The sequence below is a fragment of the Pseudomonas sp. S35 genome (assembly GCF_009866765.1).
Classification (GTDB): Bacteria; Pseudomonadota; Gammaproteobacteria; order Pseudomonadales; family Pseudomonadaceae; genus Aquipseudomonas.
The window spans coordinates 5,600,001-5,615,368 of sequence record NZ_CP019431.1 but is presented as its reverse complement, the minus strand read 5'-3'; the positions used below and the strand labels follow the sequence as shown (position 1 = coordinate 5,615,368).

The 15,368-nt window shown below is 59.1% G+C and carries 15 protein-coding genes; 12 read left to right on the top strand and 3 right to left on the bottom strand.

What is annotated here, in order from left to right; translation table 11 throughout:
• The first annotated feature begins 41 nt into the window (after window positions 1–41).
• From PspS35_RS25300 to PspS35_RS25290, 3 genes are read left to right on the top strand one after another with little or no spacing between them, the layout of a single operon-like run.
• A complete protein-coding gene (locus tag PspS35_RS25300; RefSeq protein WP_159937257.1) occupies window positions 42–920 on the top strand; it encodes an ABC transporter substrate-binding protein in 879 nt (292 codons plus the stop codon).
• Window positions 917–1,954 carry an iron ABC transporter permease gene (locus tag PspS35_RS25295; RefSeq protein ID WP_159937256.1) on the top strand — a complete coding sequence of 346 codons (1,038 nt, stop codon included), beginning with the start codon at window positions 917–919 and terminating at the stop codon, window positions 1,952–1,954. Before PspS35_RS25300 ends, PspS35_RS25295 begins: the two co-directional genes overlap by 4 nt.
• Window positions 1,954–2,721, top strand: coding sequence for a heme ABC transporter ATP-binding protein (locus tag PspS35_RS25290; protein ID WP_159937255.1), 768 nt, complete (start codon window positions 1,954–1,956; stop codon window positions 2,719–2,721). Before PspS35_RS25295 ends, PspS35_RS25290 begins: the two co-directional genes overlap by 1 nt.
• A gap of 238 nt (window positions 2,722–2,959) precedes the next feature.
• On the opposite strand, the gene PspS35_RS25285 is transcribed toward PspS35_RS25290, so the two are convergent.
• The 3 genes from PspS35_RS25285 to PspS35_RS25275 form a co-directional block, all read right to left on the bottom strand.
• Window positions 2,960–3,232, bottom strand: coding sequence for a TfoX/Sxy family protein (locus PspS35_RS25285; RefSeq protein WP_159937254.1), 273 nt, complete (start codon window positions 3,230–3,232; stop codon window positions 2,960–2,962).
• Between the two features lie 203 nt (window positions 3,233–3,435).
• Window positions 3,436–3,780, bottom strand: coding sequence for a pentapeptide repeat-containing protein (locus tag PspS35_RS25280; RefSeq protein ID WP_159937253.1), 345 nt, complete (start codon window positions 3,778–3,780; stop codon window positions 3,436–3,438).
• 93 nt (window positions 3,781–3,873) lie between these two features.
• Window positions 3,874–5,430: a bifunctional aminoglycoside phosphotransferase/ATP-binding protein gene (locus PspS35_RS25275; protein ID WP_159937252.1), complete on the bottom strand. Its 1,557-nt coding sequence runs from the start codon at window positions 5,428–5,430 to the stop codon at window positions 3,874–3,876.
• A 118-nt stretch (window positions 5,431–5,548) separates the two neighbouring features.
• Between PspS35_RS25275 and mrcB the strand changes: the two genes are divergently transcribed.
• The 9 genes from mrcB to msrQ all read left to right on the top strand — a co-directional run bounded on the left by mrcB (window position 5,549) and on the right by msrQ (window position 15,367).
• Complete coding sequence (gene mrcB / locus PspS35_RS25270; protein ID WP_159937251.1) at window positions 5,549–7,873, top strand: penicillin-binding protein 1B; 2,325 nt, start codon at window positions 5,549–5,551, stop codon at window positions 7,871–7,873.
• A gap of 16 nt (window positions 7,874–7,889) precedes the next feature.
• Window positions 7,890–8,624 carry a hypothetical protein gene (locus PspS35_RS25265; RefSeq protein ID WP_159937250.1) on the top strand — a complete coding sequence of 245 codons (735 nt, stop codon included), beginning with the start codon at window positions 7,890–7,892 and terminating at the stop codon, window positions 8,622–8,624.
• Complete coding sequence (locus PspS35_RS25260) at window positions 8,624–8,953, top strand: YqcC family protein (RefSeq protein WP_159937249.1); 330 nt, start codon at window positions 8,624–8,626, stop codon at window positions 8,951–8,953. The genes PspS35_RS25265 and PspS35_RS25260 overlap by 1 nt, the downstream gene beginning before the upstream one ends.
• A 431-nt stretch (window positions 8,954–9,384) precedes the next feature.
• Window positions 9,385–11,109, top strand: coding sequence for an acetolactate synthase 3 large subunit (locus PspS35_RS25255; protein ID WP_159937248.1), 1,725 nt, complete (start codon window positions 9,385–9,387; stop codon window positions 11,107–11,109).
• A 2-nt stretch (window positions 11,110–11,111) separates the two neighbouring features.
• Window positions 11,112–11,603: an acetolactate synthase small subunit gene (gene ilvN, locus PspS35_RS25250; RefSeq protein ID WP_003176102.1), complete on the top strand. Its 492-nt coding sequence runs from the start codon at window positions 11,112–11,114 to the stop codon at window positions 11,601–11,603.
• 47 nt (window positions 11,604–11,650) lie between these two features.
• Complete coding sequence (ilvC, locus tag PspS35_RS25245) at window positions 11,651–12,667, top strand: ketol-acid reductoisomerase (protein ID WP_159937247.1); 1,017 nt, start codon at window positions 11,651–11,653, stop codon at window positions 12,665–12,667.
• A gap of 145 nt (window positions 12,668–12,812) precedes the next feature.
• Entirely contained in the window at window positions 12,813–13,670 is an 858-nt protein-coding gene (gene pssA / locus PspS35_RS25240) for a CDP-diacylglycerol--serine O-phosphatidyltransferase (RefSeq protein WP_159937246.1), read from the top strand.
• A 63-nt stretch (window positions 13,671–13,733) separates the two neighbouring features.
• The gene (msrP, locus tag PspS35_RS25235; RefSeq protein ID WP_159937245.1) at window positions 13,734–14,747 is read left to right on the top strand and encodes a protein-methionine-sulfoxide reductase catalytic subunit MsrP; all 1,014 of its coding nucleotides are present in this window, start codon (window positions 13,734–13,736) and stop codon (window positions 14,745–14,747) included.
• Window positions 14,747–15,367, top strand: coding sequence for a protein-methionine-sulfoxide reductase heme-binding subunit MsrQ (gene msrQ / locus PspS35_RS25230; protein WP_159937244.1), 621 nt, complete (start codon window positions 14,747–14,749; stop codon window positions 15,365–15,367). Before msrP ends, msrQ begins: the two co-directional genes overlap by 1 nt.
• Window position 15,368: the final 1 nt, after the last annotated feature.

Below are 15,368 nucleotides of genomic sequence, written 5' to 3'. Positions count from 1 at the left end.
TGAGTGCTTGAAAGGCCCCGCCCTAGGAAGGAAACCCTGTTATGCGCCTGAGTGCCAGCGCTATTGCGCTTGTTGTCGGACTGCTGGTCAACCCTGGGGCGCACGCCTCTGAACTGCCACAACGCTGGGTAAGTGCCGGTGGGGCGCTGTCGGAGTGGGTGACGGCGCTGGGCGGGGAGCCGAAGCTGGTCGGCGTGGATACCACCAGCCAGCATCCTGAATCACTTAAAGCTTTGCCAAGTGTTGGCTATCAGCGGCAATTGTCGGCCGAAGGTATTCTCAGCCTGCGTCCGCAGATATTGGTGGGCACGGACGAGATGGGCCCACCACCGGTGCTGGCACAGATTCGCAGTGCGGGTGTCCAGGTTGAAATGTTCTCGGCGCAGCCGGATTTACCGAGCTTGAAAGGCAATCTCCAGCACCTGGGCAAGTTGCTTGGCGATGAGGCCAAGGCCAACGAATTGTTTACCGGATATGAGCAGGCGTTGGGTCAGCAGAAGAGCTGGGTCGATAAGGCCCAGGCCTCGCAAAAGGCTCCTGGCGTGTTGCTGTTGATCGGTCATGCCGGTGGAAAACCGCTGATTGCCGGCAAGGACACGGCCGGCGATTGGATGGTGCAGCGGGCGGGTGGGCATAACCTGGCCACGCACACCGGTTATAAGCCGTTTTCGGTGGAGTCGCTGGCGGGGTTGAGCCCGCAGGTGCTGGTGTTCGCTGACCGCGCCCTGACCGGTGATGCTGCCCGCGCGGCATTGTTCAAAGAGAACCCTATCCTGGCTTCGACGCCGGCCGCGAAGAGCGGGCAGGTCTTTGAGCTGGACCCGACGCTGCTGGTTGGCGGGCTTGGGCCGCGTCTGCCGCAAAGCCTGGTGAAGCTGTCCGCCGGTTTTTATCCAACCCAGGCTAAAGCTGCCCCATGACCTCTCTGGTTAAACCAAAAGCGTTGTTTGTGGGGCTGGCACTGTTGTGCGTACTGGCTATCTGGCTCTCGTTGGCCCTGGGGCCCGTAAGCTTGCCGTTAATGGATACGCTCAAGGCAGCCTTGCGCTTGATGGGCGTGCCGATCGAGGCTCAGGGGCTGGAGCAGGCGGAGCTGATCCTGGGGCAGATTCGGTTGCCGCGTACCTTGCTGGGTCTGGCGGTGGGCGGTGTATTGGCATTGTCGGGCGTGGCCATGCAAGGGTTGTTTCGCAACCCATTGGCTGATCCGGGCTTGGTAGGCGTTTCCAGTGGCGCCGCGTTGGGGGCGGCTATCGCGATTGTCGGTGGTTCGTTTTTTGGCGGGCTGCCGGATGCGTTTGGGCCGTACCTCCTGTCACTGTGCGCATTCCTTGGCGGGTTGGGCGTGACTGCGCTGGTCTATCGACTGGGGCGGCGCAATGGCCAGACCAATGTGGCGACGATGCTGCTCGCCGGCATTGCCCTCACTGCGCTGGCTGGCTCGGCGGTGGGCCTGTTCACGTATTTGGCGGACGACGCAACGTTGCGCACGCTGGCGTTCTGGAACCTAGGCAGCCTCAACGGCGCGAGCTATTCGCGGCTGTGGCCATTATTGATGGTGAGTGCAGGCGTGGCGCTGTGGTTGCCGCGTCGGGCCAAGGCCCTTAATGCGCTGCTGCTCGGTGAGTCCGAGGCCAGCCACCTGGGTATTGATGTTGAGGGGCTCAAGCGCGAGTTGGTGTTCTGCACGGCATTGGGTGTGGGCGCAGCGGTGGCTGCAGCAGGCATGATTGGTTTTGTCGGGTTGGTGGTGCCGCATCTGGTCAGATTGCTGGCGGGGCCCGATCACCGCGTGTTGCTGCCTGCTTCAATATTGGCCGGTGCAAGTTTGCTGTTGTTCGCAGACTTGGTCGCACGGTTGGCCTTGGCGCCAGCGGAATTGCCGATTGGTATCGTGACGGCATTTATTGGTGCGCCGTTTTTTCTGTACCTGTTGTTGCGGGGGCGTGCCTGATGCTGCGTGTTGAAGACCTGCAAGTCTGTCGCGGTCGCAAAACCGTGCTGGCGGATGTCACGCTTGATCTGCTGCCGGGCGAAGTGCTCGGTGTGCTGGGCCCCAATGGTGCCGGCAAGAGTACGTTGCTGGGGGCGTTATGCGGTGAGTTGAATCCTGATCACGGCAAGGTATGCCTGGGCCAGCAGGCGCTGAAAGACTGGAGCGCAACGCAGCGGGCGCAACGACTGGCGGTGTTGCCACAAACCTCGACCCTGGACTTCGCGTTCCGTGTCGAAGAAGTCGTTGGCATGGGGCGCCTGCCTCATCAGACCGGGCGCGTGCGGGATGACGAAATCATTGGCGCAGCCTTGCAAGCAGCGGATGTCGCACACTTGAGTGGTCGTAGTTACCTGGCATTGTCCGGTGGCGAGCGTCAGCGCGTGCACTTGGCGCGAGTGCTGGCGCAGCTATGGCCAGGAGAGGCGGGGCAGACGTTGCTGCTCGATGAGCCGACGTCCATGCTTGATCCGTTGCATCAGCACACGACGTTGCAGGCCATACGTACCTTTGCCGATCGGGGCGCGGCCGTGCTGGTGATCCTCCATGACCTGAATCTGGCGGCACGTTACTGTGATCGTATTCTGCTGCTCGAGCAGGGGCGCCCTCATGCCTTGGGCGCGCCGGCTCAGGTGCTGCGGCCTGAACCGCTCAAGGCCGTATTTGGCCTGGACGTATTGGTTCAGCCGCATCCCGAGCGCGGGCATCCATTGATCATTGCGCGCTGAGCTTTATCGCGGGCAAAAAAAGACCCGGCAAAAGCCGGGTCAAATAACCGTGATTAGCCTGATGAGGAGATAATCTGAGAGTCCGAACCAATGGTCTTTCAGTTATCGGCTGATCTCGCGACCAGTTGTGATAATCATAACGATTCTCATTTAAGAGTCAACATTTGTTTTTGCGTGATCCTTCGTTTTCCTCAAACGCTTGTTCGAAACAGCCGTAGACATTGGGTTTCAGTGGGGGCTAAATCTTCTGGCGCGCCGCAATAGCGTCCAGTTGCCGGTTCAACGCCTCCTTGCGTTCTGCAGGAATGTCGTTCCAATGCACATCCATCAATGCCCCTTCGATTGCATACAGCAGCACTTTCGATGCCCGGAACCCGCGAGTCCTTACGGCTCGATATGCATCAACCGCCCCCAGGCGACGCAGGTCGGACGCACTGTGGATGCCCACCGCATGCAGCCACTGTGCTGAGGTCTTGCCGAGGTTTTTAAGGTGTTGCAGCTCATCGTTCATCAAGCCTCCTTGCGACGGCCGAATGGTGCGGTGGGTATTCGTGACCAGGCAAGCCTGAACAGGAGTGTAGCGTTCAGTAGGAAAAGCGTAGTTCTTTGGTCCGAAACGGCCCAAATGCTTATAAGAATGGCGCGAGAACTTTGACGGGAAGCAGGCGTGAAGCACCCGCTACGCGTTGCGCGTAGTCGGGCTTGAGTCGTGTGTTACTTGGTGCGATAGCGCAGGCGCGTGCCGAAATTGACTGACATGAGGATCTCGTCGGCGGTCAATTCAGGTGGGAAGTAGGTGCCCGAAATCTGCGCATGGGCCAGGCTGGCGCCTTCCAGCGAGCAGTCGCGCAAATCCAGGCCGCGCAAGTCGGCTGAGCGGAAGTACGCGTCGGTGAAATCCACGCCGGTAGCGTTGAGCTCACGTAAGTCCAGCCCACGGAAGTCGCCTGCACGCATGTCGACAGCGCCGTCTTTCGGGCGCTCCTGGTTGAAACCGCGAACATCGTCTTTATGCAGGAGCGCGTAGAGCGGGGTATCAAGAAGCTTGGGCTGACTCATGACGGCGAACTCCTGTTGGATTTATGACGCCATTATAGTGCCACTATTGCTTGGCCGCGCGCCCAAGTAGACGACACGACCAAGAAATTTTTCTTACAGGCCTGGCAAGCGCTGGCGAATCTGCGCGACCACCGCGTCGAGGGTCCCGCTTTGATTGGTCTCAACGCGCTTGCTCAGCAACAGTTCTTGCGCTGTGAGTGGGTCACGGTTTGCCTGCTGTGCTTCGATAACGGCCAGGGTGGCGTCGGACGGATCGTTTTTATCCGCCTGACGTTGCGCCAGCCAACTGTTGATAACGGCCTGCGGTGCGTTGCAATCCAGAATCAGGAAGGGTGCACCGGTGGCCTCGGCAACTTTGGCCGCTGCGTCGCGCTGTTCGTGTTTGAGGAACGTTGCATCCAGTACGACCGGGAAACCGGCGCGCAGCACGGTGTCGGCGATGTCGTTCAAGCGAGCGTAGGTTGCTGTGCTGGCGTCGGCGGCATAGATACCAGCCTGCGGCGTGTTGTCCACGTGTTGCTCGCCGAACAGGCGCTTGCGCTCCACATCCGAGCGGATGCGTACGGCGCCGAGCGCTTCTACCAGGCGCATGGACACGTGGCTTTTGCCTACAGCCGAGACGCCGTGGGTAATCGCCAGGAAGCGTGACGGAATGGTGCTGTAGCTTTCTGCCAGGTTGGCGTAGTTGCGGTACTGGCGCAGGGTGGTGGCCCGTTGGACCGGGCTTGCTTCGCTCGGCATGCTGAACAACGACACCTTGGCGCGTACGAGGGCGCGGTAGGCTTTATAGAAGTTCAGCACTTCAAGGCCCTGATAGTCGCCCGTCAGCTCCAGGTACTGGCTGATGAAGCGGCGGGCCAGGGACTTGAGGCCGCGGTCTTCCAGGTCCATGGCCAGGAAGCCGGTGTCGGCGTAGACGTCGGTGAAGCGAAACGGTTCGTTGAACTCGATGCAGTCGAAAATCACCACTTGACCATCGATCAGCGTGGCGTTGCCCAGGTGGATGTCCCCGTGGCACTCGCGGGTGAACCCATCGGCCTTGCGCTGTGCCAGCAGTGGCTTGAGGCGTTCGAAGCTGCTCTCGGCCCAGGCTTGCAGGGCTTCCAGTTGGGCCAGGTCGGCCTTGTCGCTGAGGAATGGGCGGATCTGATCGAAGTTCTGTCGCACCGGCGCCATGACTTCGTCCGGCGTACCGGCCGGGTGATCTTGCGGGACCTTTGGCGCGCTAAGGTGGAAATGTGCGATCTGCTTGGCCATTTCATCGATGTGCGCGGCAGTCAGTTCGCCATTGGCTTGCAGGGTGCTGAGCAGCTGGCTTTGCGGGAACTGACGCATCTTCAGTGCGTATTCGATCACCGGGCCATCGCCGCCTAATTGCGGGGCTTCGGCTGTACCGGTAATGGGTAACACTTCAAGATACAAATCGTCGGTCAAGCGTTGGTTGAGGCGCAATTCTTCATTGCAGAAGTGCCCGCGATCATCCAGGGCGGTGAAGTCCAGGAAGCCGAAGTTCATCGGCTTCTTCAGCTTATAAGCGTAGGGGCCGGTCAATACGACCCACGAAATGTGGGTTTCGATGACTTGGAACGCTTCAACCGGGTGAGGGTACAAGGCCGGGTTTTGCAGGGCAGCGATCAGTGACTGGCTCACGGGCGATCCTTCAGAGTCTGGGGAAAAACATGGCGGGCATTATGGCCGTTACAGACGGTCGTGCAAACCGCTGTCCGGCTCATGTTGATCATCGATAAAGTGCGTATAATCCGCCGCCATGACTCGAACCCGATCTCCCCGTTCCCGTAAAAAACCACCGTCCCGCGGCCTGCGTCCTTGGCTGGGTTGGGCGCTCAAGCTCGGCCTTGTGGGCTTCGTAGTGCTCGCCGGCTTTGCGGTATACCTTGATGCCGTGGTCCAGGAGAAATTCTCCGGCAAGCGCTGGACCATCCCGGCCAAGGTCTATGCACGCCCGCTGGAACTGTTCAGCGGCCAGAAGCTGAGCAAGGATGACTTCCTCACCGAACTCGACGCCCTGGGCTACCGCCGCGAACCGGTGAGCAATGGCCCGGGTGCTGCGGCTGTCAGCGGTAACACCGTCGACCTGAACACCCGCGGCTTCCAGTTCTACGAAGGCCTGGAAAAAGCCCAGCCAGTGCGCGTGCGCTTCTCCGGTGACTACGTGGCCGAGCTGTCGTCCCTCAATGGTTCGAAGCTGCCGGTGGTACGCCTTGAACCGCTGATGATCGGCGGGATTTACCCGAAAAACCTTGAAGACCGCATCCTGATCAAGCTTGATCAGGTGCCGCCGTACCTGCTGGAAACCCTGGTTGCGGTAGAAGATCGGGATTTCTACAGCCACTGGGGCGTCTCGCCAAAGTCGATTGCCCGTGCGATCTGGGTCAACACCTCCGGCGGCAAGATGACCCAAGGCGGCAGTACGCTGACTCAGCAGTTGGTGAAAAACTTCTACCTCACCAACGAACGCAGCCTGACCCGTAAGCTCACCGAAGCCATGATGGCGATGCTGCTGGAGCTGCACTACAGCAAGCAGGAAATCCTTGAGGCGTACCTAAATGAAGTGTTCGTCGGCCAGGATGGCCAGCGTGCGGTGCACGGCTTCGGCCTGGCCAGCCAGTTCTTCTTCGGCCAACCGCTGTCCGAGCTGAAGCTGCATCAAGTTGCATTGCTGGTGGGCATGGTCAAGGGGCCGTCCTACTACAACCCGCGCCGCAATCCTGAGCGTGCACTGGAGCGCCGCAACCTCGTCCTCGATGTGCTGGAGCAGCAGGGTGTGGCCACGGCAGAGCAAGTGGCCGCAGCGAAGAAAATGCCACTGGGTGTGACCACTCGCGGCAAGCTGGCAGACAGCTCGTTCCCCGGTTTTATCGACTTGGTCAAACGCCAACTGCGTGAAGACTACCGCGACGAAGACTTGACCGAAGAAGGCCTGCGGATCTTCACCAGTTTTGACCCGATCCTGCAGATGAAGGCCGAAGCGTCTGTCAGCGACACCTTCAAACGTCTGACGGGCCGTAAAGGTTCTGACGAGGTAGAGGCTGCGATGGTGGTGACCAACCCGGAAACCGGTGAAGTCCAGGCCATGATCGGTAGCCGCCAGGCCAGCTTTGCCGGCTTCAACCGCGCACTGGATGCGGTGCGGCCGATTGGGTCGCTGGTCAAGCCTGCGGTCTACCTGACGGCGTTGGAAAAACCGAGCAAGTACACCCTGACCAGTTGGCTGTCGGATGATCCGCTCTCGGTCAAAGGTGGCGACGGCCAGGTGTGGACGCCGCAGAACTTCGATCGTCGCTCCCACGGCACGGTGTTCCTGTATCAGGGCTTGGCGCATTCCTACAACATCTCCACTTCTCGCCTCGGCCTGGAAGTGGGTGTGCCGAATGTCCTCAAGACGCTGGCGCGACTGGGCATCACCCGCGAATTCCCGGCGTTCCCATCGATCCTGTTGGGCGCCGGAGCCATGACGCCGATGGAAGTGGCGACCATGTACCAGACCCTCGCCAACGGTGGCTTCAACACCCCGATGCGCGGGATTCGCAGTGTGCTGACGGCCGAGGGTGAGCCACTCAAGCGCTACCCGTTCCAGATTCAGCAGCGTTTCGATGCGGGCTCCATCTACCTGATCCAGAACGCCATGCAGCGCGTGATGCGTGAAGGTACCGGTAGCTCGGTCTATAAGGTCTTGCCGTCCAACCTGACGCTGGCAGGCAAGACCGGCACCAGTAACGATTCGCGCGACAGTTGGTTCGCAGGTTTCGGCCAGGATGTGCTGGCCGTGGTGTGGCTGGGCCGTGACGACAACGGCAAGACGCCGTTTACCGGTGCGACCGGTGCGTTGCAGGTCTGGACCAGTTTCATGCGCAAGGCCGACCCACTGCCGTTGAGCATGCCGCAGCCGGATAACATCGTGCAGGCCTGGATTGACCCGCACACCGGCCAAGGCTCCGATGCCAACTGTCCGGGCGCGGTACAGATGCCGTATATTCGCGGCAGCGAACCACCACCCGGTGCTGCGTGCGGTGGCGGTGCCCCTGCGGACGCGGAATCGGTGATGGATTGGGTCAAGGGCTGGATGAATTAAGCAAAGAGGGTTTCAAGTGAACAAGTGGTGTATTCCAGCGATTACGGCTCTGGCTTTGCTCAGCGGTTGCTCCAGCGTGCAGCGCGGCTCCATTCCCGTGGTGGATTCGAGCACGGCCGTCTCCAACAGCGACCGGATCTCGGCCAATGGCGGTTTCCGCCAGACCGTGACCAACCGTCCGGCGCAGGCCAAGCCTCAGGCTGTGCCGCAGGACTCGGGCGTGGTGGTGATGGTGCCGGGCGGTGGCGCTGCTACCTCGGCGCCAATCAGTGCCGAACCTTGGACTCCAGGGCCAAGCACCTCCGGGCCGATCGACGCCACGCCGATTCAGACCGCGCCGGTCAACCAGGGCACCTACACCATGCCGTCGACGCCGAGCGGCATTCCATCCGCCTCCAGCGCCGGTGGCCTGTCGGCTGACGAGCAACTGGACGGCCCGGTGCTGGCCTTGCTGACGACGGCTCAGCAACAGCAGGCCGGTGGCGACCTGAACGGCGCCTCATCGAGCCTTGAGCGTGCGCAACGTGTTGCACCTCGTGAGCCGCAAGTGCTGTATCGCCTGGCGCAGGTACGCATGGCCCAGGGTGATGCGCCGCAAGCCGAGCAGTTCGCCCGCCGTGGTCTCACGCTGGCCAGCGGTCGTCCGGATCTGCAAGCCAGCCTGTGGGCCTTGATCGGTGATGCGCGTGCCGCACAAGGTGATGCCGCGGGCGCTGCCCAGGCCCGGCAAAAAGCCAAGGTCAGCCTCTGATGGATGCACGGTTTCCGGCGATTGCCGAACAGTTATTGCTGATCGAGCGCGAATTGCGCATTCAGGGCTGGTGGGACGAAGTGTCTCCCAGCGTTGAGGCGCTCAGCAGCGTTGAGCCGTTTTCGGTGGATACCCTGGACTTTCACCAGTGGCTGCAATGGATCTTCCTGGCTCGCATGAAACACATCCTCGAACAGGACCTGCCGCTGCCCAATGCCTCTGGGATCATGGAAATGGCGGAGATGGTCTACGCCGATCGGCCGCGAGAGAGCCTTGGCTTGCGTAATGCGCTGAAAAAGTTCGATCAATTGATCGTCGACGCTCGTTAATTGCCTGACTGCCGGGTTTTCCGGCAGTCTTGCGCATATTTCTACCGCTTGACGACATTCAGGCGAGTTTTATCCCTCCTCACAGGCCTTTCTTCTGCGTTCTCATGCGCTTAGTTGGAAAAAAGCGCAATTATTGCTTGACTTGAACGGCCTGAAACAGAAGAATCCAAAGTCCGCTGTATCGGGACTGCCAGAAGCAGGCCCGCTCGGCAGATCATGAGGCGCACATCCGCGCCGACCTGTTACACCCGCAACGCGTTACCTCGCGCTGGGTGGGAAAAGCCCGCAACACTTGGGACGATCCCAATACTTGCTCAGTCAGTGCTGACGTAGTCGGCGACCACCGTCGCTCATGCTCTGTTGAGAAGTAAACCTATTAAGACCCGTCGGTTTTCAACGGACGGTATTCTGGCGTTTTAGAGGTGAACAACGTGGAGCTTTTATCTGGCGGTGAGATGCTCGTCCGCTTTTTGCGTGACGAAGGCGTCGATTATATCTACGGGTACCCAGGTGGTGCTCTGCTGCATGTTTACGACGCACTGTTCAAGGAACCGGCTGTTACCCACATCCTGGTTCGCCACGAACAGGCCGCGACCCATATGGCTGACGGTTATGCCCGTGCCACCGGTAAAGCCGGCGTGGTACTGGTAACGTCCGGCCCAGGCGCAACGAATGCCATTACCGGCATCGCGACTGCGTATATGGACTCCATCCCGATGGTGATCATTTCTGGCCAGGTGCCAAGCACCATGGTCGGTACCGATGCATTCCAGGAAACCGACATGATCGGTATCTCCCGGCCGATCGTGAAACACAGCTTCATGATCAAGCATGCCTCGGAAATCCCGGAAGTCATGAAAAAGGCGTTCTACCTCGCACAATCCGGTCGCCCGGGTCCTGTGGTGGTCGATATCCCGAAAGACATGACCAACCCGGCTGAAAAATTCGAATACGTGTTCCCGAAGAAAGCCAAGCTGCGCTCCTACAGCCCGGCGGTTCGTGGGCATTCGGGGCAAATCCGCAAGGCAGCAGAAATGCTGTTGGCAGCCAAGCGCCCAGTGCTGTACTCGGGTGGTGGTGTCATTCTGGGTGGCGGTTCCGCACCGCTGACTGAATTGGCCAAGCTGCTCAACCTGCCAGTGACCAACACCTTGATGGGCCTCGGCGCGTTCCCAGGTACGGACCGTCAGTTCGTCGGCATGCTCGGCATGCACGGCAGCTACACCGCCAACCTGACCATGCACCACGCCGACGTGATCCTGGCGGTGGGCGCGCGGTTCGATGACCGTGTGATCAACGGCGCGAGCAAATTCTGCCCGAACGCCAAGATCATCCACATCGACATCGACCCGGCGTCCATCTCCAAGACCATCAAGGCCGACGTGCCGATCGTAGGGCCTGTGGAAAGCGTATTGACCGAAATGGTCGCAGCGCTGAAGGACATCGGCGAAACCCCGAACAAAGAGTCCGTTGCCAGCTGGTGGAAGCAGATCGACGAATGGCGCGGTGACCGCGGCCTGTTCCCTTATGACAAGGGCGACGGCAGCATCATCAAGCCACAAACCGTGATCGAGACCCTGTGCGAAGTGACCAAGGGCGACGCCTTTGTGACCTCCGACGTGGGCCAGCACCAGATGTTCGCCGCGCAGTACTACAAGTTCGACAAGCCTAACCGCTGGATCAACTCCGGTGGCCTGGGCACGATGGGCTTTGGTTTCCCTGCGGCCATGGGTGTGAAACTGAGCTTCCCGGACACCGATGTCGCGTGCGTCACCGGTGAGGGCAGTATCCAGATGAACATCCAGGAACTGTCGACGTGCCTGCAGTACGGCCTTCCGGTGAAGATCGTGTGCTTGAACAACGGCGTGCTGGGTATGGTTCGTCAGTGGCAGGACATGAGCTACGGTAGTCGTCACTCCCATTCCTACATGGAATCGCTTCCGGATTTCATCAAGTTGGTTGAAGCCTATGGCCACGTCGGCATTCGCATCACTGATCTGAAAGATCTGAAGCCGAAGATGGAAGAAGCGTTCGCCATGAAGGACCGCCTGGTGTTCCTCGATATTCAAGTGGATACCAGCGAGCACGTCTACCCGATGCAGATCAAAGACGGCTCTATGCGCGACATGTGGCTGAACAAGACGGAGCGTACTTAATCATGCGGCACATTATCTCCCTGCTTCTGGAGAACGAACCCGGCGCTCTGTCTCGTGTTGTCGGCCTGTTTTCGCAACGCAACTACAACATCGAAAGCCTGACCGTGGCGCCGACCGAAGACCCGACCCTGTCGCGCCTGACGTTGACCACCGTGGGCCACGATGAGGTGATCGAGCAGATCACCAAGAACCTCAACAAGCTGATCGAAGTGGTCAAGCTGGTCGACCTGTCGGAAAGTGCCCACATCGAGCGCGAGCTGATGTTGGTTAAGGTTAAGGCCACGGGTGCTCAACGTGCCGAGATCAAACGGACTACCGACATCTATCGTGGGCAGATCGTCGATGTGAGCGCCAGCGTTTATACCGTTCAACTGACCGGTACAAGCGACAAGCTGGACAGCTTCATCCAGTCGATCGGGACGGCCTCGATTCTGGAAACAGTACGCAGTGGTGTCACCGGGATTGCCCGTGGCGACAAAGTACTCAGCATCTAACCCAAATTAGTGAATGGCCTCACGGCCTGGATATATAGAGGAACCTCATGAAAGTTTATTACGAAAAAGACTGTGACCTGTCGATCATCCAGGGCAAGAAAGTCGCCATCATCGGCTACGGCTCCCAGGGTCACGCGCAAGCTTGCAACCTGAAAGACTCCGGCGTTGACGTGACCGTTGGCCTGCGTAAAGGCTCTGCCACTGTTGCCAAGGCAGAAGCCCACGGCCTGAAAGTGACTGACGTTGCTTCCGCTGTTGCTGCTGCCGACCTGGTCATGATCCTGACCCCGGACGAGTTCCAGTCCGCCCTGTACAAGAACGAAATCGAGCCGAACATCAAGAAGGGCGCCACTCTGGCCTTCTCCCACGGCTTCGCGATTCACTACAACCAGGTTGTGCCACGCGCTGACCTGGACGTGATCATGATCGCGCCAAAAGCGCCGGGTCACACCGTACGTTCCGAGTTCGTCAAAGGCGGCGGTATCCCTGACCTGATCGCGATCTACCAGGACGCATCCGGCAACGCCAAGAACGTTGCACTGTCCTACGCTGCTGGCGTGGGTGGCGGTCGTACCGGCATCATCGAAACCACCTTCAAGGACGAGACCGAAACCGACCTGTTCGGCGAGCAAGCCGTTCTGTGCGGCGGTACCGTTGAGCTGGTGAAAGCTGGTTTCGAAACCCTGGTTGAAGCTGGCTACGCGCCGGAAATGGCCTACTTCGAATGCTTGCACGAACTGAAGCTGATCGTTGACCTCATGTACGAAGGCGGTATCGCCAACATGAACTACTCGATCTCCAACAACGCCGAATACGGCGAGTACGTGACGGGCCCGGAAATCATCAACGCCGAATCCCGTCAGGCTATGCGCAACGCCCTGAAACGTATTCAGGACGGCGAATACGCCAAAATGTTCATCACCGAAGGCGCTACCGGCTACCCTTCGATGACCGCCAAGCGTCGTAACAACGCCGCTCACGGTATCGAAGTCATCGGCGAGCAACTGCGCTCCATGATGCCGTGGATCGGTGCCAACAAGATCGTCGACAAAGCCAAAAACTAAGTCGAATGCATCAAGGGAAAACGCGGCCTAGGCCGCGTTTTTTCGTTTGAGGGGTTTGATCTGGTATAAAGCTGCATCGTTTGCGGGCGAACACTCGCCGCAAGTATTTGTCGAATTTTTTTCACACCGTTGCAAGGTAAAGTCCATGAGCGAACGTCCCGAAGAGCCAAACCAGGCTCCTGACGCCGAAAGCCTGCTGCCGATCGATGAGCATGTCGAAGAAGGGCATGACGCGGAAGGCCGCAAGGTCCGGCATCGTGGTATCTATCTGCTGCCCAATCTGTTCACCACGGCGAACCTGTTTGCCGGGTTTTATTCCATCATCAATTCCATGAGTGCTCAGAGCGCGCTGGCGGCAGGTGATGCTGCGAATGCCAGCAAGTACTTTGGTTTTGCGGCCATCGCGATCTTTGTGGCCATGGTGCTTGATGGCCTGGATGGCCGTGTGGCGCGTATGACCAATACCCAAAGTGCCTTCGGTGCCGAGTACGATTCGCTGTCGGACATGGTTGCGTTTGGTGTGGCGCCGGCACTGTTGGCATTTGCCTGGGCGCTGGGTGATATGGGCAAGGTTGGCTGGATGGTTGCCTTCATCTATGTAGCAGGCGCCGCGTTGCGCCTGGCGCGCTTCAATACCCAGGTGGGCACTGCTGACAAGCGCTACTTCATCGGACTGGCCAGTCCGGCAGCGGCGGGTGTGGTAGCGGGTATTGTCTGGGCATTCAGTGACTACGGCATCCAGGGTTCGAAAATGTCGTTCCTGGTGGCGTTGATGGTGGCTGCGGCCGGCATGCTGATGGTCAGCAATATCAAGTACAACAGCTTCAAGGAGCTCGACCTCAAGGGGCGCGTGCCTTTCGTGGCGATCCTGGCAGTGGTGCTGGTGTTTGCGGTTGTCTTCAGTGATCCGCCTCGGATTCTGCTGTTGGCCTTCCTGGTCTACGCTGCTTCGGGGCCGGTTCAGTACTTGCTGCATATGCGTCGGGACAAAACATTGTCTTAATGTAATTTCCCCCATACTCCGCAGTCTATTGGTGCATCAGTCCTCCAATGCTGCGGAGTTGCCATGTTAATCAAATTGCCTAAAGCGTCCGATTGTCATGAATCGGATGTCACTCCTGAATCGTTCTACCTCTCCCGCCGCTGCCTGCTCGGTGGTGCGCTTGCCGGTATTGCTGCCAGCAGCCTGCCGCGCTGGGCCAGTGCCGAGGAGGCTGCGCGTTATGCCGATGTCGAGCCGGGCAGGGCGCCCAATTGGTTTGCCGAGAAATTGCCGACAACCCAATGGCAGGCAGTGACGGTCAAGGATGAGGCGATCACCCCGTTCAAGGACGCAACCCACTACAACAACTTCTATGAGTTCGGTACGGACAAAGGCGATCCTGCGAAAAATGCAGGCTCACTCAAGACCGAGCCCTGGAGCGTAGTGATTGACGGTGAGGTGGCGAAGCCTGGGCGTTATGCTCTGGAAGACTTCATGAAGCCCTATCAATTGGAGGAGCGTATCTATCGTTTGCGTTGCGTAGAAGCGTGGTCGATGGTTATTCCCTGGATGGGCTTTCCGATCTCAGCCTTGCTCAAGCAAGTTGAGCCAACGTCCAAGGCTAAGTACATCCGCTTTGAAACTCTTCAAGATCCCAAGAGCATGCCGGGGCAGCGGTCGAGTTTTGGCTTGATCGACTGGCCTTATGTAGAAGGGGTGCGTTTGGATGAGGCGATGAACCCTTTGGCGATTCTTGCCGTCGGCATGTATGGGCGTGAACTGCCCAATCAGAATGGCGCCCCTTTGCGCCTGGTCGTGCCTTGGAAATACGGCTTCAAGAGCGTGAAGTCTATTGTGCGCATCAGTCTTGTCAGCGAGCAGCCGAAAACCACCTGGCAAAGCATCGCGGCGGATGAATACGGGTTCTATGCGAATGTGAACCCTACCGTCGATCATCCTCGCTGGACCCAGGCGCGTGAGCGTCGCTTGCCGAGTGGGCTGTTCAGCCCCAACGTGCGTGAGACGCAGATGTTCAATGGCTACTCGGATGAGGTTGCCTCTCTCTATACAGGGCTCGATTTGCGGAAGAATTACTGATGCGTTACCCCGTCTGGCGCACCAGCGTTTTTATCGCGGCGGCGGTTTGGCCGTTGTTATGGCTCTATGAGGCGTGGAGTTTTGCTCTGGGTCCGGATCCGGGCAAGGTGCTGGTTGATCGGCTGGGGTTGGGTACATTGATTCTGTTGCTGGTTACCTTGGGAATGACGCCCCTGCAGAAGCTCAGCGGTTGGGCGGGGTGGATCGGAGTGCGCCGGCAGCTTGGGTTGTGGTGTTTTGCTTATGTGGTGCTGCACTTGGCGGCCTATTGTGTGTTTGTCTTGGGGCTCGATTGGTCGCAACTGGGCGTTGAGCTGCGCAAGCGGCCGTACATTATTGTGGGGGCGCTGGGTTTCCTATCGTTGTTGCTGTTGGCGGTAACGTCGAATCGGTATAGCCTGCGTCGGCTGGGCAGTCGTTGGAAGAAGTTGCATCGCCTGGTTTACGTGATCCTGGGCCTTGGTTTGCTGCATATGCTGTGGATCGTGCGAGCGGATCTGAAGGAGTGGGCCATCTACGCCTCTATAGGTGCGCTGCTGCTCGTACTGCGCATACCGCCTGTGATGCGTCGAATCCCTCGGCTTATTGCTAAAAAAGCGCCTTCTGCAACAAAAGCGTAAT